This window comes from Corynebacterium appendicis CIP 107643, assembly GCF_030408415.1.
Lineage (GTDB): Bacteria > Actinomycetota > Actinomycetes > Mycobacteriales > Mycobacteriaceae > Corynebacterium > Corynebacterium appendicis.
Genome location: NZ_CP046976.1, coordinates 1,482,452 through 1,502,237, shown reverse-complemented (window position 1 = coordinate 1,502,237; position 19,786 = coordinate 1,482,452). Strand labels below are relative to the sequence as shown.

19 protein-coding genes are annotated in these 19,786 nt (G+C 65.2%); 12 read left to right on the top strand and 7 right to left on the bottom strand.

The window, feature by feature from the left end; all coding sequences use genetic code 11:
- Positions 1 to 111 precede the first annotated feature (111 nt).
- From rpsB to CAPP_RS07365, 4 genes are all read left to right on the top strand, one after another.
- Positions 112 to 1,026 (top strand): 30S ribosomal protein S2, encoded by a 915-nt coding sequence (gene rpsB, locus CAPP_RS07380; RefSeq protein ID WP_076598785.1) that lies wholly within the window; start codon positions 112 to 114, stop codon positions 1,024 to 1,026.
- A 199-nt stretch (positions 1,027 to 1,225) separates the two neighbouring features.
- The gene (gene tsf / locus CAPP_RS07375; RefSeq protein ID WP_076598786.1) at positions 1,226 to 2,044 is read left to right on the top strand and encodes a translation elongation factor Ts; all 819 of its coding nucleotides are present in this window, start codon (positions 1,226 to 1,228) and stop codon (positions 2,042 to 2,044) included.
- Between the two features lie 249 nt (positions 2,045 to 2,293).
- A complete protein-coding gene (gene pyrH / locus CAPP_RS07370; RefSeq protein ID WP_076598911.1) occupies positions 2,294 to 2,977 on the top strand; it encodes a UMP kinase in 684 nt (227 codons plus the stop codon).
- Positions 2,978 to 2,995: 18 nt separating this feature from the next.
- Positions 2,996 to 3,925 carry a DMT family transporter gene (locus CAPP_RS07365; protein ID WP_076598787.1) on the top strand — a complete coding sequence of 310 codons (930 nt, stop codon included), beginning with the start codon at positions 2,996 to 2,998 and terminating at the stop codon, positions 3,923 to 3,925.
- On the opposite strand, the gene CAPP_RS07360 is transcribed toward CAPP_RS07365, so the two are convergent.
- Positions 3,906 to 5,024, bottom strand: a complete 1,119-nt coding sequence (locus CAPP_RS07360) for an amidase family protein (RefSeq protein ID WP_076598788.1) — start codon at positions 5,022 to 5,024, stop codon at positions 3,906 to 3,908. The genes CAPP_RS07365 and CAPP_RS07360 overlap by 20 nt on opposite strands.
- A gap of 95 nt (positions 5,025 to 5,119) precedes the next feature.
- On the opposite strand from CAPP_RS07360, the gene frr reads away from it, so the two are divergent.
- From frr to rlmN, 3 genes are read left to right on the top strand one after another with little or no spacing between them, the layout of a single operon-like run.
- Positions 5,120 to 5,677, top strand: a complete 558-nt coding sequence (frr, locus tag CAPP_RS07355; protein ID WP_076598789.1) for a ribosome recycling factor — start codon at positions 5,120 to 5,122, stop codon at positions 5,675 to 5,677.
- Between the two features lie 3 nt (positions 5,678 to 5,680).
- Positions 5,681 to 6,577, top strand: a complete 897-nt coding sequence (locus CAPP_RS07350; RefSeq protein WP_084560519.1) for a phosphatidate cytidylyltransferase — start codon at positions 5,681 to 5,683, stop codon at positions 6,575 to 6,577.
- A 58-nt stretch (positions 6,578 to 6,635) separates the two neighbouring features.
- The gene (gene rlmN, locus CAPP_RS07345) at positions 6,636 to 7,745 is read left to right on the top strand and encodes a dual-specificity RNA methyltransferase RlmN (protein WP_143313844.1); all 1,110 of its coding nucleotides are present in this window, start codon (positions 6,636 to 6,638) and stop codon (positions 7,743 to 7,745) included.
- A gap of 57 nt (positions 7,746 to 7,802) precedes the next feature.
- Here the strand turns inward: rlmN and CAPP_RS07340 are convergent, their stop codons facing one another.
- Positions 7,803 to 8,354 carry a DUF2631 domain-containing protein gene (locus CAPP_RS07340; RefSeq protein WP_084560520.1) on the bottom strand — a complete coding sequence of 184 codons (552 nt, stop codon included), beginning with the start codon at positions 8,352 to 8,354 and terminating at the stop codon, positions 7,803 to 7,805.
- A gap of 186 nt (positions 8,355 to 8,540) precedes the next feature.
- Here CAPP_RS07340 and dxr point away from each other — a divergent pair, with 186 nt between their 5' ends.
- From dxr to map, 5 genes are all read left to right on the top strand, one after another.
- Positions 8,541 to 9,692, top strand: a complete 1,152-nt coding sequence (dxr, locus tag CAPP_RS07335) for a 1-deoxy-D-xylulose-5-phosphate reductoisomerase (protein ID WP_084560521.1) — start codon at positions 8,541 to 8,543, stop codon at positions 9,690 to 9,692.
- 18 nt (positions 9,693 to 9,710) lie between these two features.
- Positions 9,711 to 10,994: a M50 family metallopeptidase gene (locus tag CAPP_RS07330; RefSeq protein WP_076598792.1), complete on the top strand. Its 1,284-nt coding sequence runs from the start codon at positions 9,711 to 9,713 to the stop codon at positions 10,992 to 10,994.
- A 55-nt stretch (positions 10,995 to 11,049) separates the two neighbouring features.
- A complete protein-coding gene (gene ispG / locus CAPP_RS07325; RefSeq protein WP_076598793.1) occupies positions 11,050 to 12,213 on the top strand; it encodes a flavodoxin-dependent (E)-4-hydroxy-3-methylbut-2-enyl-diphosphate synthase in 1,164 nt (387 codons plus the stop codon).
- 62 nt (positions 12,214 to 12,275) lie between these two features.
- Positions 12,276 to 14,102, top strand: coding sequence for a penicillin-binding transpeptidase domain-containing protein (locus CAPP_RS07320; protein WP_076598794.1), 1,827 nt, complete (start codon positions 12,276 to 12,278; stop codon positions 14,100 to 14,102).
- A gap of 66 nt (positions 14,103 to 14,168) precedes the next feature.
- Positions 14,169 to 15,041 carry a type I methionyl aminopeptidase gene (gene map / locus CAPP_RS07315; RefSeq protein WP_076598913.1) on the top strand — a complete coding sequence of 291 codons (873 nt, stop codon included), beginning with the start codon at positions 14,169 to 14,171 and terminating at the stop codon, positions 15,039 to 15,041.
- Here the strand turns inward: map and CAPP_RS07310 are convergent.
- From CAPP_RS07310 to CAPP_RS07290, 5 genes are all read right to left on the bottom strand, one after another.
- The gene (locus tag CAPP_RS07310; RefSeq protein WP_076598795.1) at positions 15,038 to 16,030 is read right to left on the bottom strand and encodes an HNH endonuclease signature motif containing protein; all 993 of its coding nucleotides are present in this window, start codon (positions 16,028 to 16,030) and stop codon (positions 15,038 to 15,040) included. The genes map and CAPP_RS07310 overlap by 4 nt on opposite strands.
- Positions 16,031 to 16,244: 214 nt before the next feature.
- Complete coding sequence (locus CAPP_RS07305; RefSeq protein ID WP_076598796.1) at positions 16,245 to 16,661, bottom strand: hypothetical protein; 417 nt, start codon at positions 16,659 to 16,661, stop codon at positions 16,245 to 16,247.
- 48 nt (positions 16,662 to 16,709) lie between these two features.
- Positions 16,710 to 17,099: a hypothetical protein gene (locus CAPP_RS07300; RefSeq protein ID WP_076598797.1), complete on the bottom strand. Its 390-nt coding sequence runs from the start codon at positions 17,097 to 17,099 to the stop codon at positions 16,710 to 16,712.
- Between the two features lie 225 nt (positions 17,100 to 17,324).
- Complete coding sequence (mtr, locus tag CAPP_RS07295) at positions 17,325 to 18,713, bottom strand: mycothione reductase (RefSeq protein ID WP_076598798.1); 1,389 nt, start codon at positions 18,711 to 18,713, stop codon at positions 17,325 to 17,327.
- Between the two features lie 2 nt (positions 18,714 to 18,715).
- A complete protein-coding gene (locus tag CAPP_RS07290; RefSeq protein WP_076598799.1) occupies positions 18,716 to 19,735 on the bottom strand; it encodes an alpha/beta fold hydrolase in 1,020 nt (339 codons plus the stop codon).
- Between the last annotated feature and the right edge of the window lie 51 nt (positions 19,736 to 19,786).

Sequence of the window (19,786 nt, the reverse complement as noted above, 5' to 3'; positions counted from 1 at the left end):
GTCCTCCCGCACAGCGCGGAAGGCGTGGACGTGGCTCGTCGCTAGGGTGCGGGCAAAACCCGCACAAACTGCACGAAACCGAACAATTTTAACTCCCAAGGAGACATTCCCATGGCAGTCGTAACCATGCGTGAACTCCTCGACGCCGGTGTGCACTTCGGCCACCAGACGCGTCGTTGGAACCCGAAGATGCGCCGCTTCATCTTCACCGACCGTAACGGCATCTACATCATCGACCTGCAGCAGACGCTGACCTACATCGACGAGGCATACGAATTCGTCAAGGAGACCGTCGCACACGGCGGCACCATCCTGTTCGTCGGCACCAAGAAGCAGGCCCAGGAGCCGGTCCAGGAAGAGGCCGACCGCGTGGGCATGCCGTACGTCAACCACCGTTGGCTCGGCGGCATGCTGACCAACTTCCAGACCGTGTCTAAGCGTCTCGCCCGCATGAAGGAACTGCAGGCCATGGACGCGGCCGAGGACGGCTATGCAGGCCGCGGCAAGAAGGAAGTCCTCATGCTCACCCGCGAGCGCACCAAGCTCGAGCGTGTGCTGGGCGGCATCTCCGACATGACGAAGACCCCGTCCGCTCTGTGGATCGTCGACACCAACAAGGAGCACATCGCCGTCTCCGAGGCTCAGAAGCTGCGCATCCCGGTCGTTGCGATCCTGGACACCAACTGCGACCCGGACCTCGTTGACTACCCGATCCCGGGCAACGACGACGCGATCCGCTCCGTCAAGCTGCTCACCCACATTGTGGGCGAGGCTGTCGTTGCTGGTAAGCAGCAGCGCGAGGAGCGCCAGCTGGCCAAGGCCCGCGAGGCCGCTGGCGACGCGCCGGCTGAGGCCACCCAGGCAGCCGCTGAGGCTCCGGCCGCTGAGGCTCCGGCAGAGAAGGCTTCCGCACCGGAGACCCCGGCAGCTGAGTCCGCAGAGAAGGCAGAGGCTCCGGCCGACAAGGCTGCCGCCGAGGCAGTCGACAACGTCGACTCCGCCAAGAACGACGTCGACCCGGTCTAAACCCCGGGCCATACACGGCGTTGACTTCTAGCACCGACCCCCGCGCCTGAGGTGTCCTAACTTCATCAAGGACGCTTCAGGCGCGGGGGTTTCGCGTGCGACACGTCAGCTGGGCATGCCGCTTAGCGGCAAGTCCACTACGCTGTCAGATGACCTTTACACATACTTTTAGTCCCACAATGAGGAGGGTCGCCCAACTATGGCGAACTACACCGCTGCAGACGTGAAGAAGCTGCGTGAGACCACCGGTTCCGGCATGCTCGACTGCAAGAAGGCCCTGGAGGAATCGGCCGGCGATTTCGAGAAGGCTGTCGAGATCCTGCGTATCAAAGGTGCGAAGGACGTGGGCAAGCGCGCTGAGCGCAACGCTCTGGAGGGCCTGGTCGCAGTGTCGGGCAACACGATCGTGGAGATCAACTCCGAGACGGACTTCGTCGCGAAGAACGACGAATTCAAGCAGCTTGCCGACGACATCGCTGCCGGCGCCGCCGCAGTGAAAGCGAACTCCCCCGAGGAGCTGGCTAACGCCGACGTCAAGGGCCAGACCGCTTCTGAGGCTCTGCAGGCTCTGTCCGCGAAGATCGGCGAGAAGCTCGAGTTGCGCCGCGCCGCCACCATCGAGGGCGACCAGGTCGAGGTTTACCTGCACCAGAAGGCCGCGGATCTCCCGCCGGCAGTTGGCGTGCTCGTCGCGTACACGGGCGAGGGCGCCGAGGCTGCGCACCAGATCGCGCTGCAGATCGCCGCTATGAAGGCTCGTTACCTCTCCAAGGACTCCATCCCGGCTGATGTCGTGGAGAAGGAGCGCGCGGTCCAGGAGGAGATCACCCGCGGCGAGGGCAAGCCGGAGGCTGCGATCGAGAAGATCGTCGAGGGCCGTCTGGGCGGCTTCTTCAAGGACGTCGCTCTGCTCGAGCAGCCGTCGCTTGCGGATTCCAAGAAGACTGTCCGCCAGTACGCCGAGGAAAACGGCATCGAGGTCACTGACTTCATCCGTTTCGAGGTCGGCCAGCAGTAAGCGTCAGCTTTCCAAGGGATCTCGGTTTCGCCGCTTATCGACGGCGGGGCCGAGATCCTTTTTATTTGCCTTGCCCTGATGACGCTATTATCGGTTGGTGGATTTTCGCCCCCCCACGTGAAGGAGTTTTCGGTGACTGAGAGCAGTGCTGGTACAGCGGCTGATAACGGAGCAGACAACGCAGCGGGCAGCGTCGGGGGTTCCGGCGGCGGCACGGATTCTTCGGCCCGCCGCGGGTACAAGCGCATCATGTTGAAGCTGGGTGGCGAGATGTTTGGCGGTGGCAATGTCGGCATCGACCCGGACGTGGTGGAGAACGTGGCGAAGCAGATCGCCGAGGTCGCGAGCCAGGGCACCGAGGTTGCCGTTGTGATCGGCGGCGGCAATTTCTTCCGCGGCGCCCAGCTGTCGCAGCGCGGCATGGACCGCGCGCGCTCCGACTACATGGGCATGCTCGGCACCGTGATGAACTGCCTCGCTCTCCAGGACTTTCTGCAGCAGCTGGGCATCGATTGCCGTGTCCAGACCGCCATCAACATGGCGCAGATCGCGGAGCCGTACCTGCCGCTGCGCGCCGCCCGCCACCTGGAGAAGGGGCGTGTGGTCATCTTCGGTGCCGGCATGGGCATGCCGTATTTCTCCACCGACACCACGGCCGCACAGCGTGCCCTGGAGATCGGGTGCGAGGTACTGCTCATGGCTAAGGCTGTCGACGGCGTGTACTCCGACGATCCCCGCACCAACCCGGATGCGGAGCTCTACAGTGAGATCAGCCCTCGCGAGGCGATCGAAAAGGGGCTCAAGGTCGCCGACGCCACCGCGTTCAGCTTGTGCATGGACAATAAGATGCCGATCCTCGTGTTCAACCTCCTCAAGGAGGGCAATATCGCGCGTGCGGTGGCGGGGGAGCAGATCGGCACGCTCGTCGAGTAGCAGGGTAGATTCTCCCCCATGCTGACTGCTGCCGCTATGGCCGTGGGAGCCGTCATCCCCGCGCAGACTGCTGTGAACAGCCGCCTGCGCAGGAGCATTGGCGCACCGATTCCCGCGGCGTTCATTTCTTTTTTCGTGGCTTTTTGCTGCGCAGTTCTCCTCGCGCTCGTGCTGGCTGCGACGACGGGTCCCGGAATTGACCTGACCCGGGCCTTCGGCGAACCGTGGTGGGTGTGGATCGGCGGCCTGATGGGCGTCATCTTCATCACCGGTAACGTGATCCTGTTCCCGAAGATCGGTGCCGTCGAGACCGTCGTTCTGCCGATTCTGGGGCAGGTGATCATGGCACTGGTGATCGACAATTTCGGTCTCTTCGGGGCGGTGCAGACCGATGTCGGGCTGCTGCGGGTCATGGGCGCCCTCGTCGTCGTGGCAGGCATTGTTCTCGTGCACGTGGTGGGACGCGCCCCGCGTTCCACTCATGCTGGTGAAGCCCCCGCCTCCGCGTGGGCGTGGCGGGCATTCGGCGTGTTCATGGGCATGTGCTCGGCATCCCAGACCGCCGCGAACGGCTACCTGGGCGAGGTGCTGGGCAGTTCCATCCAGGCTGGGTCTGTGAATCTCGGCGTGGGCGTGATCCTGCTGTTCCTGCTCAGCATCGGCTTCACTAATTCGCGCAAGGCTCTGCTTTCCGGCATCGAGCGCGGGCCGTGGTGGATGTGGCTTGGCGGAGTGTTCGGCGCGATCTTCGTGATCGGCGCGGCGACACTGTCCCCGTTGATCGGCACCGGCGCCACGGTGATCGGCATCTTGGCCGGAACCATCATCGCGGGCCAGGCGATTGAACGATTCGGGCTCTTCGGTTCGCCACGGTCGGTGCTTCAGCCGGTTCGCCTACTGGGGCTGCTGCTCGTGTTCGCGGGCGCTGTCATCGTCCGGGTGCTCTAGTTTCCCGCCACCCCGCAACGACGGGCTCGACCAGGCGGGCGAGCTCGAGCACTGCCGCGTCATCGGCCGCGGCGGAGACCCCGCCGATCTGCACCGGCCCCACAGCGATCGCGGGGGCGCCGGTCAAGTTGAACAACGACCCCCACGGCGACCACTCGGTCTGCGCCTCGAAGCTGTCGGCGGGGGGCAGCGACGGGAAGAACCCCAGCGGGGGAGGATCGGTGGCGATCATCGGGGTGATCACGGCGTCGACGCCCCATTCCGCACGCAACACCTCCGGCAGGGCATCGATGTGGTGGCGCGCGGTGGAGAGCTGGGAGGGGGTGACGGAGCGGCCCTCGTCGCGAAGCCATGCGATGTACGCGCTGTCTTTCGGATCCGCCTTGGCGAATGCCTGCTTGATGCGCGCCGAGAAATGCCTGTACGTCTCGGTCGCAGCGGGGTAGGGAGCGATCTCCAGGACCTCGCACACGTCCGACACGGCCGCCGCGGCCTGCTCGACGACAGCGGCGCGATCGGCTGCCACCCGCGCATTCGGCGTGAACAGCGGCTGCGTGAGCACACCGACGGTGAGCCCCTCGAGACCGCGCGGCCGAGTACCCCACAGCTCGATCTGGTCGGCAACAGACGCCGTGATGAAACCGTCCACCGACCCCGACACCGGACGGCCCGCCGGCTTGAAGCCCACGACCTCGCACGCGGCGGCGGGCACACGCAGCGAACCGCCCGCGTCGCTGCCGTGCGCGGCGCGGTGCAGCCCCTCCGCCACAACCACAGCAGCGCCTGTCGACGACCCGCCTGGCGTGCACCCCGGGTACGCCGGCGACGACAACACCGGCACACCTGGGCGCTCCGCGTAAATCGTCGCGCCGAGCTCGGACGTGACAGTCTTGCCGTTGATTTGAACACCTTCACGCAGCATCCACTCCACGAAGGGGCTGGTCTCGGCGGCGATCGTGCGCCTGCTCGGGTTGCCCCACGAGGTCGGCCACCCGGCAACGTCAGCGGTGTCTTTCGCGGGAATCACCCACCCGCCCAATCGGCCGCCTCTGTTGCGCGGCAGCGGTTCAGTAGGGAGAAAACTAAAGGCGGGATGCATGGTGGTTCATAGTGTAGGGGGAAAGGGGAATGGGGCGTTCGTCGATAAGCGGCGCGCTGCTAGATTGGATGGAGACAAAGCGAAAGGATGACAAGATGATCGACGACGTACTTCTCGACGCCGAGGAGCGCATGACCAGCTCCGTAGAGCACACCCGCAACGAACTGGTCACGATTCGAACCGGACGCGCCAACCCCGCCATGTTCAACGGCGTCATGGCCGACTTCTACGGTGCTCCCACCCCCATCAACCAGATGGCCACCGTGTCCGTGCCTGAGCCGCGCATGCTGCTGATCAAGCCGTTCGATCCGTCCACCCTGGGCGAGATCGAGAACGCGATCCGCAACTCCGACCTCGGCGTCAACCCCACTGACGACGGCAACGTCATCCGTGTCACCATCCCGCAGCTCACCGAGGAGCGCCGCCGCGACCTAGTCAAGCAGGCCAAGGCCAAGGGTGAAGACGGCAAGATCGCCATCCGCAACGTCCGCCGCTCCGGCATGGACGCGCTGAAGAAGATCCAGAAGGACGGCGATGCCGGCGAGGACGAAGTCACCGCAGCCGAAAAGGAACTGGACAAGACCACCTCCAAGTACGTCGAGCAGGTTGACGAGCTGGTTTCCCGCAAAGAAGCCGAACTCCTCGAGGTCTAAACCGTGGCCGACTCCCGCGAACCGCTCGATGCGGTGCACTCTCGGCGTGTGCAGCTGCCGCGTCCGAAGAACTCCGCCGGCCGCAACCTGTCCGCCGCGATTGCCGTGGGAGTCGCACTCGCCGCCCTCGTACTGGTGGCTACCTACGTCGGGCCCGTCATGTGGTACCCGGTCGTGTGCGCCGCCGCCGCGCTGGGCATGTGGGAGGTGCTCACCCGCCTGCGCGAGAACGGTTACGGCGTCTACCGCTTCGTCGTGATCGTGCTCGGGCTATGCATGATCATCTCGACGTGGCAATTCAGCTACCCCGGGCTGCTGGCCACGTTCACGATCAGCTCGCTGACGATAATGTTCGCGCGCCTGTTCTTCCACGGCCGCCACACCCCGCCGCGCAACTATCTGCGCGATACAGCGGTGAGCATCTTCATTCTCGTGTGGATCGGCCTGTTCGGCTCGTTCGCCGCGATGATTTCGCGTCTCGAGACGGGGCACGTGACGGGCAGCTATTTCATCGTCACGTTCATTTTGTGCGTCGTCGCCTCCGACGTGGGAGGGTACGTCATCGGCGTTCTGTTCGGCTCCCACCCGATGGCGCCGGCGGTCAGCCCGAAGAAATCGTGGGAGGGCTTCGCGGGATCGGTGGCATTCGGCGCGGTCGCGGGCGTGCTCAGCGGCATCTACCTGCTCGACAGCGAGTGGTGGGCGGGTCTCGTCTTCGGCCTCGGCATCGTCGTGTGCGCAACGCTTGGCGACCTCGTGGAAAGCCAGTTCAAGCGCGAGCTCGGCCTCAAAGACATGTCGGGGTTGTTGCCGGGCCACGGCGGCCTGATGGACCGCATCGACGGCATTCTTCCCGCCGCCGCAGCCACCTGGCTGCTGATGAACGTCGTGGTCCTGTAGCCGCGGCGGACACAGGAATTAGAAAACGGCGCTTCGACGTGCCAGAATGGGGCACGCCATGAGTGATGTTCCCACAATCCAGTTGATCTCGCCGAAGCGCGGGATGCCGCCGAAGCACTTCGCCGACCTGAATGCGCAGGAGCGTATCGACGCCCTCGCCGACCTCGGCCTGCCCAAGTTCCGCGCCGACCAGATCGCCCGCCACTATTACGGGCGCTTCGAGGCCGACCCGTCGACGATGACGGATTTGCCGGCCGCGCAACGCCAAGCCGTCAAGGACGCGCTCTTCCCGCGCCTGCTCACCCCGGTGCGCACCGTCGAGACCGACGAGGGCGACACCACCAAGACACTGTGGCGCCTGCACGACGGCATCCTGCTCGAGTCGGTCCTAATGCGCTATCCGGGCCGCGCGACCCTGTGCATCTCGTCGCAGGCCGGCTGCGGCATGGCGTGCCCGTTCTGTGCCACGGGTCAGGGCGGTCTGGACCGTAACTTGTCCACGGCGGAGATCGTCGACCAGGTCCGCGAGGCCGCCGCGATGATGGAGGCTGAAGGCGGCCGCCTGACCAACGTCGTCTTCATGGGCATGGGCGAGCCGCTGGCGAACTACAAGCGCGTCGTGTCCGCAGTGCGCCAAATCGTTTCGCCAGCGCCGCAAGGTTTCGGCATTTCGCAGCGCAACGTCACGGTCTCCACGGTCGGGCTCGCCCCCGCGATCCGCAAGCTCGCGGATGAGGGGCTCAACGTCACCCTCGCGGTGTCCCTCCACACGCCGGACGACGAGTTGCGCGACAGCCTCGTGCCCATGAACAACCGCTTCAGCGTGGAGGACGTCCTCACGTCCGCGCGCTATTACGCGGACCAAACGGGCCGCCGCGTGTCGATCGAGTACGCGCTCATCCGCGACATCAACGACCACGATTTCCGCGCGGACATGCTGGGCCGCAAGCTTCACGACGCACTCGGCCCCCTCGTCCACGTCAACCTGATCCCGCTCAATCCGACGCCGGGCTCGAAGTGGGACGCCTCGCCGCGCGAGCGCCAGGACGAGTTCGTCCGCCGCGTCATCGCCCAGGGTGTCACCTGCACGGTGCGCGACACGAAGGGCCAGGAGATCGCGGCGGCGTGCGGCCAGCTCGCGGCCGACGAGAAACAAGCGGGCGCATAGCAAAAGCTCCGGGCGACCAGTTGGTCCCCGGAGCTTTCCGCTTATCGACGTTGCCTTTTAGCGCCGATCCTCTTCCACCCGAAGGGTCTCCCGCACGTTCGGGATTTCCGGTGCGGCGATGTCCTCGCCGTGAGAGAGGTGGTCGGCGTGGGTCTGCGCAGCGTGTGCCGGGGCAGCGTGGGCGCCCTGCAGCTCGTGTGCGCCGCGTGCGGTGTGCACTGTGGCCGGGTCGATGTTGAGGGCGCGCAGTTGGCTGTCGGACAGCTCTGCGTAGCGGCCGGTCAGCGTGTGCTGCTCATAAGTCCAGTTCGGCTCGACGTGGCCTTCCGGCTTGTTGTGCGCGGTCAGGGTGCGCACCTGGGACAGCTCCGGACGCAGCGCGAACAGGATCAGGCCGATGGCGATCAAAGCTGCGATAGACAGCAGCCAGATCGTCTCGACGTGGCCGCGGTGGTTACCGAAGTTGTAGCCAAGCAGGAACAGCACAGAAATCCAGCCGGCAATCTGAATGGTCTTCGGCGTCAGCTCGCTCCAACCGAGCTTCGCCGACGGGACATCGGCCTCGGAAACACCGTTGTACACCTGGGGTGCATCGTCCTTAGCGCTCACAGCACACTCCTTGCGTGAAATCAGTTCTTGCCCATTATATTGGCACACCCGTTCCGCGCGCCGCGATTCATCCCCCCGAAAGTCGGCTGCCGGCAAACGTTCGTTTGACCCCGGGGCTACAGCCACCGCACTCAGGTGCTGGCGGCGCCGGGACGAAGACCACACGCGGTGTGTGAGAATAGAGCGGTGCGAAAAGTTCTCATTTTGGGGTCCACCGGGTCGATCGGCACGCAGGCGCTGGAGGTGATCGACGCGGCGCCCGGGCAGTTCGAGGTCGTCGGTATCGCCGCCGGAGGGTCGGACCCGCAGGCCGTCATCGCTCAAGCGGAGAGGTGGGGGCTGAAGGGGGATCAGGTGGGCGTCGCTAAGCGAAGTGCCGCTGATGTCGTCGCGGAAGCTCTCGGCGAGCCTGTGCGCGCGGGTGAGCACGCGGCGGAGGAGCTCGTGCGCGACATTGATGCGGACGTGGTGCTCAACGCGCTCGTGGGCTCTCTGGGCCTGGCGTCGACGCTGGCCACACTGGATCGCGGCGCCGTTCTCGCCCTCGCGAACAAGGAATCGTTGGTTGCGGGCGGCGACCTCGTCACCGCGAAAGGCGGCGAGATCGTGCCCGTCGATTCCGAGCACTCCGCAATGGCGCAATGCCTGCGTGCGGGTCGCGCCGACGATGTCGACCGGTACGTGCTCACCGCTTCCGGCGGGCCGTTCCGCGGCTGGACGCGCGAGCAAATGTGGGACGTCACGCCCGAACAGGCCGCTGCGCACCCGACGTGGTCGATGGGGCAGATGAACACGCTCAACTCCGCGACGATGGTGAACAAGGGCCTCGAGCTCATCGAGGCGACCCTACTGTTTGGCATTTCCCCGGACATTATTGATGTAGTGGTGCACCCGCAGTCGATCGTGCACTCGATGGTGACGTTCACCGACGGCGCCACGATCGCGCAGGCCTCGCCGCCGTCGATGAAGATGCCGATCGCGCATGCGCTCGCGTGGCCCGGGCGCGTGGCGGGCGCGCAGCCGGCGCTGGATTTCCGCAACGCTTCTGACTGGCGCTTCGAGCCGCTCGACGAGTCGGTCTTTTCCGCGGTGCGCCTCGCGCGCGAGGTCGCGGCGGCGCGCGGGACGTTCCCGGCGGTGTACAACGCGGCGAACGAGGAGGCTGCGGCGGCATTCCTGGCGGGCCGGATTCACTTCCCGCAGATCGTCGACATCGTCGCCGATGTGCTCGATTCAGCGTCGGGTTACGCGGTGGTACCGTCGACGTTCGACGAAATCGTCGAGGTGGAAACGCGGGCGCGCCGCCACGCCAATTTGCTTATCGACGCCACCTCCTAACCCAGAAAGCCCCCACCCATGCCCGCATTCGTCTTCGGCATTGTGCTGTTCGCGCTGTGCATCGCACTGTCGATCGCACTGCACGAGGCGGGCCACATGCTCACTGCCAAGGCCTTCGGGATGCGGGTGCGGCGGTTCTTCCTGGGCTTCGGGCCGACCGTGGCGTCGGTGAAGCGAGGAGAGACCGAATATGGCATTGCGGCGCTTCCGTTTGGCGGGTTCTGCGACATCGCGGGCATGACCGCAATGGATCCGCTGACGCCGGAAGAGGAACCGCGGGCGATGTACCGCAAGCCGTGGTGGCAGCGAGTGGCGGTGATGAGCGGCGGCATCGTGATGAACCTTCTGCTCGGCTTCATGGTGATCTACCTGCTCGCTGTGTCGTCCGGGATCCCGAATCCGTACGCCGACCGCACGCCGACCGTGGGCGAGCTGACGTGCACCTCCGACCAGGTGGATGAGACCTCGCTTGCCGACTGCACCGGCGACGGCCCCGCCGCTGCCGCCGGCGTCCGCACCGGCGACCGCATCCTGACCGTCGATGGTGAAGAGCTTGCGTCCTTTGTGGAGCTGCGCGACTACGTGATGGAGCGCCCCGGAGAGACGATCGTGCTCGGCATCGAGCGCCGCAGCGGCGGCGCGGGCAGCGCTGGCGTTGGCGCAGAGGGCGACGCGGGAGCAGCAGATGCGGACGCAGAGGACAGCACCCGCCTCGACATTCCTGTCCAGCTCGACGAGGTCGTGCGCCTCGACGCCGAGGGGCAGCCGTTCACGGCGGGCGCGGTCGGCATGGGCAATGCGCCGGTGGCTGACGCAATGAAGCGCTTCGGTCCCCTCGAGGCCGGCCCGGCGGCGGGCCGGTTGTCGGGAGAGATGATCACGGCGAGCGTGAAGGGCCTCATCGCGTTCCCGGGCAAGATCCCGGGCGTGGTCTCGGCGATCTTCGGTGGGGAGCGCGACGTGGAAGGGCCGATCAGCGTAGTCGGAGCGTCGCGTGCCGGCGGCGAGCTCGTGGAACAGAACCAGTGGGCGGTCTTCTTCTCGCTGCTCGCGTCGCTGAATTTCTTCTTGGCGCTGTTCAACCTCGTGCCGCTTCCGCCTCTCGACGGCGGCCACATCGCCGTCGTCCTCTACGAGGCCGTCCGCGACCGCATCCGCCGCCTGCGCGGGCTGCCGCCCGGCGAACCGGTCAATTACGAGAAACTCATGCCGCTGACCTACTCCATGGCGGCGCTCCTGCTCGGGGTCGGTGTGCTCGTGATGATCGCCGATGTGACCAACCCGGTGCGGCTGTTCGGGTAGGGGCGACGGCGGTGGCCGTCGATAAGCGCTTGCGTGCGGTGTTAATCTTGGGGGCATGAATCAACCTATCGGTTTGGGCATTCCCGAAGGGCCGCCGCCGACGCTCGCGCCGCGCCGCACAACCCGCCAGCTTTTCGTCGGTGACGTGGGGGTGGGGTCCGATCACCCGATCTCCGTGCAGTCGATGACCACGACGAAGACGCACGACATCAACGCCACGCTGCAGCAGATCGCGCAGCTGACGGCGTCGGGCTGCGATATTGTGCGTGTCGCGTGCCCGAAGACGGTGGACGCGGAGGCCCTTCCGGCGATCGCGCAGAAGTCGCCGATCCCGGTCATCGCGGACATCCACTTCCAGCCGAAATACATCTTCGCGGCGATCGACGCCGGCTGCGCCGCCGTGCGCGTCAACCCCGGCAACATCAAGGAGTTCGACGGCCGCGTCAAGGAAGTCGCGAAGGCCGCCGGCGACGCCGGCATTCCGATCCGTATCGGCGTCAACGGCGGCTCGCTGGATAAGCGCCTGCTGGAGAAGTACGGCAAGGCCACCCCGGAAGCGCTCGTCGAATCCGCGATCTGGGAGGCCGGCCTGTTCGAGGAGCACGGCTTCGGCGACATCGCGATCTCGGTGAAGCACTCCGACCCGGTCCTCATGGTCGAGGCGTACCGCCAGCTCGCGGAGAAGACGGATTACCCGCTGCACCTCGGCGTGACGGAGGCGGGCCCGAAGTTCATGGGCACGATCAAGTCGTCGGTCGCGTTCGGCGCGCTGCTGTCCGAGGGCATCGGCGACACGATCCGCGTGTCCCTGTCCGCGGACCCGGTGGAGGAGATCAAGGTCGGCGACCAGATCCTCCAGTCGCTTAATCTGCGCCCGCGCAAGCTGGAGATCGTCTCCTGCCCGTCGTGCGGCCGCGCGCAGGTGGACGTGTACAAGCTCGCCGAGGAGGTCACCGCCGGCCTCGAGGGCATGGAGTACCCGCTGCGCGTCGCGGTCATGGGCTGCGTCGTCAACGGCCCGGGCGAGGCGCGAGACGCGGACCTCGGCGTGGCGTCGGGCAACGGTAAGGGCCAGATCTTCGTCAAGGGCGAGGTCGTGGAGACTGTTCCGGAGTCGAAGATCGTGGAGACACTCATCGCGCATGCGGAGCGCATCGCGGAAGAAGAGGGCCTCGAGGAGATCGAGGGTGCCCGCGCGGAGGTCAAGGTTACAAAGTAGAACGAGCGCGTTCTGCGAGTGGCAGCGTCGATAAGCATGTCGGCGCTGCTATTTTTACGCCCATGAAAACTCGGCTTTCGGCGCTGCTTGCGGTCCTTTCTATCGCGTTGGGCGCGGTCGCGTGCACGCCGAAGCCGAATCCCGCGGAGCCCGTCGCGCAAGACTTCTTGGAGGCGTTGACGCGCTTCGACTACGAGCACATCGGCACGCTTATCGACGACCCTTCCAAAGCTACCGATTCCCTGTCGTCCTCCGTCGGCGGTCTGCAGGCGGAGGGGGTCACCGCGACACTGAATGCGGTGGACCAGCAGGAGAACCTGGCCACCGCGCACTACACACTGGACTGGGCGCTGCCGCGCGACCGCCACGTGCGCTACGACGCGTCGATGACCCTGACGCAGCAGAACGAGGATTGGACGGTGCGCTGGCAGCCGTCCATCCTGCATCCGCGACTGGGCGCGAACCAGCACCTGGAGCTGCGGACGGTGCCGGCGGACCAGGCGAGCGTGGTGTCGTCGGACGGTGTGGCGCTGCTGAGCCCGGGCGTTGCCTACCGTCTGCTCGTGGACACGAATGCGGTGGGGGAGACAGCGAACACGTCCGCCGCGATTTCGCAGGCGTTGGGTACGGCGCACGAGCAGGATCCGGCTGTGCCCACGCGCGATGCGGACGAGCTCGAGAAGCAGCTTGACGACGCCACCGGCGTCTTCTCCGTCGCTATGATTCCCCAGGGAGCCCGCGAATCGGTCGAGGGTGCGCTCGGCGGCCTGCAGGGTGTGCGGTTGAATGAGGAAGCCTCGATGGTCGCCGACGACCCGCATTTCGCACCAGACATGATGGCGCGCATCGGCGAGGAAGTCCGCACCGACCTTGAAGGCGACGCCGGCTGGAAGATCGCGATCGTCAACGAGAACAGCAACGAGCTCGAGGACATCGAGCGCCACGACGCCTCGCCGTCTCCGTCGATCAGTGTCAGCCTGTCGCACAAGGTGCAGACCGCCGCAGAAAAAGCCCTTGAGCCCATCAACGGGCAGAAAGCTATGATCGTGGCGATCCGGCCGTCCACCGGGGAGATCCTCGCCGTCGCGCAGACCAAGGCCGCCGACGAAGACGGCAACACCGCCATGATGGGGCAGTACCCGCCGGGGTCGACGTTCAAGATCGTGACGGCGCTGGCGGGCGTCGAAAAGCAAGGCCTTGTGTCCGACTCCATCGTGCCGTGTCCGGGAACCATGGACATCTACGGGCGCACGGTGACGAACTACGCGGGCTTCGGGATGGGCAGCGTCCCGTTGGAGACAGCGTTCGCGCGTTCGTGCAACACGACGTTCGCCGACATCTCGACGAAGCTGGCGCCGGGGGAGCTGAAGAGCGTCGGAAAGCAATTCGGCCTGGGCGTCGACTACGAGATCGCCGGGCTGGATTCTTTGACCGGATCGATTCCCGACGGCGAGGAGCCGCTCGACCGTACCGAAGCCGGCTACGGACAGGGCCTGGACCTGGCGAGCCCGTTCGGCATGGCGCTGGTGTCTGCCACCGCCGCCCACGGCTCCACCCCGATGCCGTACCTGATCTCCGGACGCGACACGAAACCCAGCGAGGAGATCTCCGCGCCCGACCCTGCCGCAATCGACCAGCTGCGTGGCATGATGAAAGCCGTCACTAGCCCCGGTGGCACCGCGGCCGGCATGACCGCCGGCGGCGATATCCGCGGCAAGACCGGCGAGGCCGAGATCAACGGCGGCTCCCACTCCTGGTTCACCGGCTACCGCGACGACGACATCGCCTTCGCCACGCTCATCGTCATGGGCGGCGGATCCGAGGCCGCAGTCTCCGTCACCGACGCGATGCTGCGCAATATCGACGAGGCGGGCGCGCCGAAGCCGTAACCGCAGCCGCAGCAGTAGGACGGAGCCGAATCATGCGGCCAACAGCCGGGGACTAGCATGGTCCGCATGAACACTCGCGGAAAACTGACCCCCGGAAAGCCCACCCCGATTCGCACCGTGCCCGATAGCATCGAGCGCCCCGAATACGCGTGGAAGGACGAGGTCCAGGAAAACGTCGGGGAGCCGGTGATCCAGACGGCGGAGACGATCGAGAAGATGCGCGAGGCATCCCGGATCGCCGCGAATGCCCTTGAGGCTGCCGGCGCCGCTGTCGCTCCCGGCGTGACCACCGACGAGATCGACCGCATCGCCCACGAATACATGCTCGACCACGGCGCCTACCCGTCGACCCTCGGGTACCGAGGCTTCGAGAAGTCCTGCTGCACCTCGCTCAACGAGATCGTCTGCCACGGAATCCCCGACACCACCGTCATCAAAGACGGAGACATCTGCAATATCGACGTCACGGCCTACAAGAACGGCGTCCACGGCGACACCAACGCCACTTTCCTCGCCGGGGATGTTTCCGAGGAGCACCGACTGCTTGTCGAGCGCACCAAGGAAGCCACCATGCGCGGCATTCGCGCGGCCAAGCCCGGCCGCCAGATCAACGTGATCGGTCGCGTGATCGAGTCGTACGCGAAGCGTTTCGGCTACAACGTCGTCACCGACTTCACCGGACACGGCGTGGGCACGACCTTCCACAACGGGCTCGTCGTCCTGCATTACGATTCCGACGCCTACACCGACGTCCTCGAGCCCGGCATGACGCTCACCATCGAGCCCATGATCAACCTCGGCGGGCTCGAATACGACATCTGGGACGACGGCTGGACCGTCCAGAACCGCGATGGCGAATACACCGCGCAGTTCGAGCACACCATCGTCATCACCAACGACGGCAACGAGATCCTCACGATCCCGGATTCCGAGCGCTAGTCCCCGAACAGGAGACTCATCGCGCCGAACGGGTGAACCTCATTGGTCACCGAGTATCCCCGCGGGGACTTCCACATCGGTCTGCCCCTGATATTCACGATGCTCCCGCGATTGCGACGCTTCGGGTCGTCGTCGTTCGTGCGGTTGTGGTACCTGCACAATGGCGCCAGATTCGCCATATTCGTCTGGCCGCCCCTCGACCACGCGGTGATGTGGTGGACTTCGCAGTTGTCGGAGGCATGGCGGCAGTCGGGGACGGGGCACGTCGTCAAGCATGCTCGGGCGAGGTCGCGCTGTTTCTGGTTCGCGAAACGGCTCGTGCGGTACAGGTTGACGGCACCTTCCTGCGGGTGGAACAGAGCCACCTCGAGGTCCTTGCCGTAGTGTTTGGCCAGGTAGTCCGCTCCCGTGATCGTCGTGCCGTCGGTGAGACCGAGGAGAGTCTCGTCGCCGCCGCCCTTGATGATCTCGATGTAATCCGGCACCGGGATCACGACGAGCGGACGCGGCACAGCCGGCGTGGCGGACGGCGTCGCGGTCGCCGGCACGCTATCGGGCCGCAAGCCCAGCATGCCCATGAGAGCTTCGAACATCTGCGGGCCCGCGGGCGCGTCCGACGCGATGTTCTTCCGCAGCGCGAACTCGAGCGCCGCCATGTCCTCCTCGGCGCCCATCGCGTTGAGCGGGCGCATGCCGTCGCGTGTTTTGCCGAAGCCCATTGTCTTCCGCGGTGTCGGCTTCTCCTTGGCGGGGACGATCTCTTTCGCCTTGCGCTTCAGCGTCTCGCACCGTCCTGTCACGCCGAGCAGCTGCAAGCGCAGTCGCCATTTCTCGCGCTCGTCCGCAATGTGCTTAATGCGCGACTCGATGACCCACAGCTGATCCGCCGTGAATCCCGCCGCCCGCGCGGCGTGCGCAGCGTGCCTCTGCTGGCGGGTCCACTTTGTGGGGGCCAGGTATACGGTGTGGATGGTCTCCCACTTCTTCACCGTCGAGCGGGGCCTTCAGCGACCCGAGCACGGCGGTGAATTGGTTCATGGTTTTCAACCTAGACACTGCCGTATGCGCTGCGAAAGGGTATGTCTACTGAAGTAAACAACGCAGGGGTAGGAGAGGAGGTAGCAGCAAACGTGCAAGAAAAAGACCGTCCGAAGGCGGCCTTTTTGTAGCAGTTAGCAGCTCGAACGGCTGAAAACCGTGCCCTTACTTGAGGGTCATGGTCTTCCAGTCGATCTGCGGCAGGTAACCGTTGTAGAGAGCCCAGTTGGCAGCACCGACGACGCCCGCGACGATGGTACCGAGGGCGAACCAGTCGATGCTATCGCGCCAGAGGCGCATCCACTGAGGCAGGTTTTCGTCGTAGGTCTCATCGCCAAAAGCGTCACGAAGGTCGGCTTCTGTGTCAGCGTCGGTTTTGTCGCCAACGCCCCCAAGGCCGGGCCCCTTGCCGATCGCTCCGATCAGGTCCTTGATGGGGGTATCGCCGTCCTGGCTCGAGCCGGAGGTGAAGTATCCACGGGACTCGTCCGGCTGCGTATCAGCGGTAGCGACGGCGGTGCCGCCGAAAGCAACGGCGGAGGCGGTGACTGCAGCGAGAGCTGCGTTGCGGAACTTGCGCATGATGTTTCCTTACTTTGCTGTTTGAAGGTTACCGGCTTAGTTTCGCAATTACTGGGCGAACGGGCCGTACTTGATGAAGTTGTCGAGCGGTGCGAGAATCAGGCCGAAAGCTGCAACAGAGCCGAGGGCGACGGTGAGTCCGTAGAGCACCTTTGCCGGGGTGCCGACATTATCCCACTCCTTGGTGAGGCCGAACAGGTCACGGCCGTTGACCATGTAGGTGTCGCGGTCGCTGTGATCGCCACCGATGAGCGCGAAAGCGCGGGTGGAGGAGCTGCGCGGTTTGTCACCGCCCAGGTTCTGCTCGCTACCGGATTCCCCTTGAGTCTCCTGTCCGGTGACGGGCTGGTTTTCTTCGGCACCTGCGACGGCAGTGCCACCGAAGGTCAACGCCAGTGCGGTGGCACCGGCGAGAGCTGCGTTGCGGAAGGTACGCATATCACGAATCCTTTTCACTTGGTTCTGAGGACTGAGGCAACGGGCATAGAGAATCAGATGCAGCGAAACATCGCCCGTTTACCAGATGGCACTATAGCGGACCTCAGAGTGCTGTGCGCTTTTGCACAGGTTAATTTGCGCAGTATCAGTTTGTTTCGGTGTGAAGTACCAAGAAACTGCAGGACAAATTTCTGAGATTGATTTTTAGTGCCCCCCCTTTAGGGGCTACGTCTCAGGGAATTCAAGGTCGAGGCCGAGGATGGCGTTCTCGGTGACTTCGGCGAGCGCGGGGTGGATCCAGTACTGGCGACGGGCGACGTCGCGCAGATCTAGGTCGAATGCCATGACGGTGATGAGCTGCTGGATCAGGGAGGATGCTTGCGGGCCCATGTAATGGGCCCCGAGCAGCCGGGCAGTCTTTTTATCGGCGACGAGTTTCACTACGCTGCCCTCGTCCTCAAGGGCCCAGCCGTAGGCGACGTCGCCGTAATTCTGGATCTTGGTGGTCACATCAAATCCGGCATCGCGGGCTTGGGCTTCGGTCATGCCGACCGTCGCGAGCTGCGGGTAGGTGAACACGGCGGAGGGGACGTGTTCGTGAGGCATCGGCACCATGTCCGACGGGTTGAGGATGTTGTGCCGCACGGCGCGCAGCTCAGCGTTGGCGACATGCTTGAGCATGTGGGGAGACGAGACGTCTCCGAGCGCCCAGACACCGTCGGCAGTGGTGCGGCCGTAATCGTCGACGACGATGCGGCCGTTGTCGTGCATGTCCACGCCAGCGGCGGCCAGGTTCATCCGGTCGCCGTTGGGGACACGCCCGGTGGCGACGAGGAGGGCAGACGAGGTGACGGAGGTGCCGTCGTCAAGCGTGAGCGTGACGCTGTTGTTGTCGTGGCTGGCGCTGGAAACTGTGCGCCCGATGTGCGTTTCGTAGCGTGGTGCGACAAGGGCGTTGAAGCGGTCGTGGACGTCGGCGTCGAGGTGGCGCATGAGCGGGGAGCGGTTCACGATGCGCACGTGGGTGCCCAACGACTCGAAGACGTGGGCGAATTCCATCGCGACGAAGCCGCCGCCGAGAATCGTGATGGACTCGGGCTGCGCGGGTAGGCGCATGACGTCCTCATTGGTGAGGTAGGGGACACCGGATTCAGCGATGACCGCCGGAATGAACGGCCGGGAGCCGGCGGCGATGATGATGGTGTCGCCGGTGATCTCCACATCCTCGCCGTCGAGGGTCGTGCGCAGAGTCTTGGGCCCGGTGAAAGAAGCGTGGTCACGGAAAAGCGTGACGTTAGGAGACTCGGAGCCGCGGCGGTATTCCTCGCCGCCGCGGGAGATGAGGTCGATGCGGTGCGCGAAGACGCGGTCGACGATGGCGGGCCAGTCGGCGCCCTCGAATGAGGTGCGGATGCCCAGGCGTTCGGAATCCGCGGCGGCGTGCGCGGTGTCCGCGGCGACGACGTACATTTTCGTCGGGATGCACCCGGAGTTGAGACAGGTGCCGCCGAAGCGGGGTGCTTCGTCCACGATGGCGATTGACGCGTCGTCGAATTCCGGGGTGGGGAAGGAGTTTCCGGAGCCGGAGCCGATGATGATGTAGTCGAAATGCATGGTTAATCCTCCTGGTTGTCGAGCTTGGCGAGCCACGCATCCGCGGCGGTGAAGGCGAGCTCGCGGGGGTGGGGCTGGGAGAGGAAGACGTCGTGAAGCGCGCCCGGAATCGGCCGGGTCTCTTGCGTGGCGGTGGTCAACGTCGGCGCCCAGTGCTGGATTTGCCGTACGTCGAGCACGGTGTCGGCGTTGTCCGCGGCGGGCGAGTACGGTTTGCCCAGATACGAGTGGGTCGAGCACAGGGTGAGGGTGGGCACGGCGGCGTCGGTGGCGTCGTCGTGGAGCGTGCTCTGTCCTTCGAGCACGGCGTTGAGCCAGCCCACGTACTTGTCGTGGCCGCCGAGCCGCTTCTTCTCCGTGTCGAAATCCCAGCTGCCGTGGAGACCCTTATAAATGGACTCGCCGTACGTGGACTCCCCGGAGATGGGCAACTTCAGGTTCGGCGCGATTTTCGCGGCAAGCTTGACGACGGGTCGCAGCACCTTCAGCTGCCACCCCGGCACCTGCATGTCCACCCACGGGCTGTTGAGGATCATGCCCTTGACTTTGCCGTGCGTGTCACGGTCGGTGCGACGAAGGTGGTTCAGCCACAGCGGGACGATGAGACCGCCCGTCGAGTGTGCCAGCGGAACCACACCGCCGTGCTTGTCCGCGATGAGCTTCGTGGCTTCGGTGAGCTCGTCGAAGTAGGTGGCCATGTCGTTGGTGTGGTGCCAGCGCTGCCCTTTGCGGTGGGCGCGGCCGCACTTGTGCAGGTCGATCGCGTAGAACGGGTAGCCCTGTTCGGTGAAATGCTCCGCGACGTGTGTCTGGAAGAAATAATCCGACATGCCGTGCACCCAGAGCAGCGCGGGCTTGTCAGCGTCCGCTGTCTCCGCTGTCTCCGCTTTCACGAGCACCGCGACGTTATTGCCCTCTCCTTCCGGGTCCGCGCCGAGGTCGAGTGTCGCGCGCTTGTAGCCGTCGCCGAGTTCGTCGGCCGACCAATCTAAAGAGTCGATTTTCGGGGCGTTGTGATTCATGGCCCTCATCTTAGGTCTGTGCCTCAAGGGGGTGGGCCGCGGACAGCGATT

Bases quoted from the DNA above. Each gene is read 5' to 3' on its own strand.
- rpsB (WP_076598785.1), top strand. From the start codon at position 112: ATGGCAGTCGTAACCATGCGTGAACTCCTCGACGCCGGTGTGCACTTC.
- tsf (WP_076598786.1), top strand. From the start codon at position 1,226: ATGGCGAACTACACCGCTGCAGACGTGAAGAAGCTGCGTGAGACCACC.
- pyrH (WP_076598911.1), top strand. From the start codon at position 2,294: ATGTTGAAGCTGGGTGGCGAGATGTTTGGCGGTGGCAATGTCGGCATC.
- CAPP_RS07365 (WP_076598787.1), top strand. From the start codon at position 2,996: ATGCTGACTGCTGCCGCTATGGCCGTGGGAGCCGTCATCCCCGCGCAG.
- CAPP_RS07360 (WP_076598788.1), bottom strand. From the start codon at position 5,024: ATGCATCCCGCCTTTAGTTTTCTCCCTACTGAACCGCTGCCGCGCAAC.
- frr (WP_076598789.1), top strand. From the start codon at position 5,120: ATGATCGACGACGTACTTCTCGACGCCGAGGAGCGCATGACCAGCTCC.
- rlmN (WP_143313844.1), top strand. From the start codon at position 6,636: ATGAGTGATGTTCCCACAATCCAGTTGATCTCGCCGAAGCGCGGGATG.
- CAPP_RS07330 (WP_076598792.1), top strand. From the start codon at position 9,711: ATGCCCGCATTCGTCTTCGGCATTGTGCTGTTCGCGCTGTGCATCGCA.
- ispG (WP_076598793.1), top strand. From the start codon at position 11,050: ATGAATCAACCTATCGGTTTGGGCATTCCCGAAGGGCCGCCGCCGACG.
- CAPP_RS07320 (WP_076598794.1), top strand. From the start codon at position 12,276: ATGAAAACTCGGCTTTCGGCGCTGCTTGCGGTCCTTTCTATCGCGTTG.
- map (WP_076598913.1), top strand. From the start codon at position 14,169: ATGAACACTCGCGGAAAACTGACCCCCGGAAAGCCCACCCCGATTCGC.
- CAPP_RS07305 (WP_076598796.1), bottom strand. From the start codon at position 16,661: ATGCGCAAGTTCCGCAACGCAGCTCTCGCTGCAGTCACCGCCTCCGCC.
- CAPP_RS07300 (WP_076598797.1), bottom strand. From the start codon at position 17,099: ATGCGTACCTTCCGCAACGCAGCTCTCGCCGGTGCCACCGCACTGGCG.
- mtr (WP_076598798.1), bottom strand. From the start codon at position 18,713: ATGCATTTCGACTACATCATCATCGGCTCCGGCTCCGGAAACTCCTTC.
- CAPP_RS07290 (WP_076598799.1), bottom strand. From the start codon at position 19,735: ATGAATCACAACGCCCCGAAAATCGACTCTTTAGATTGGTCGGCCGAC.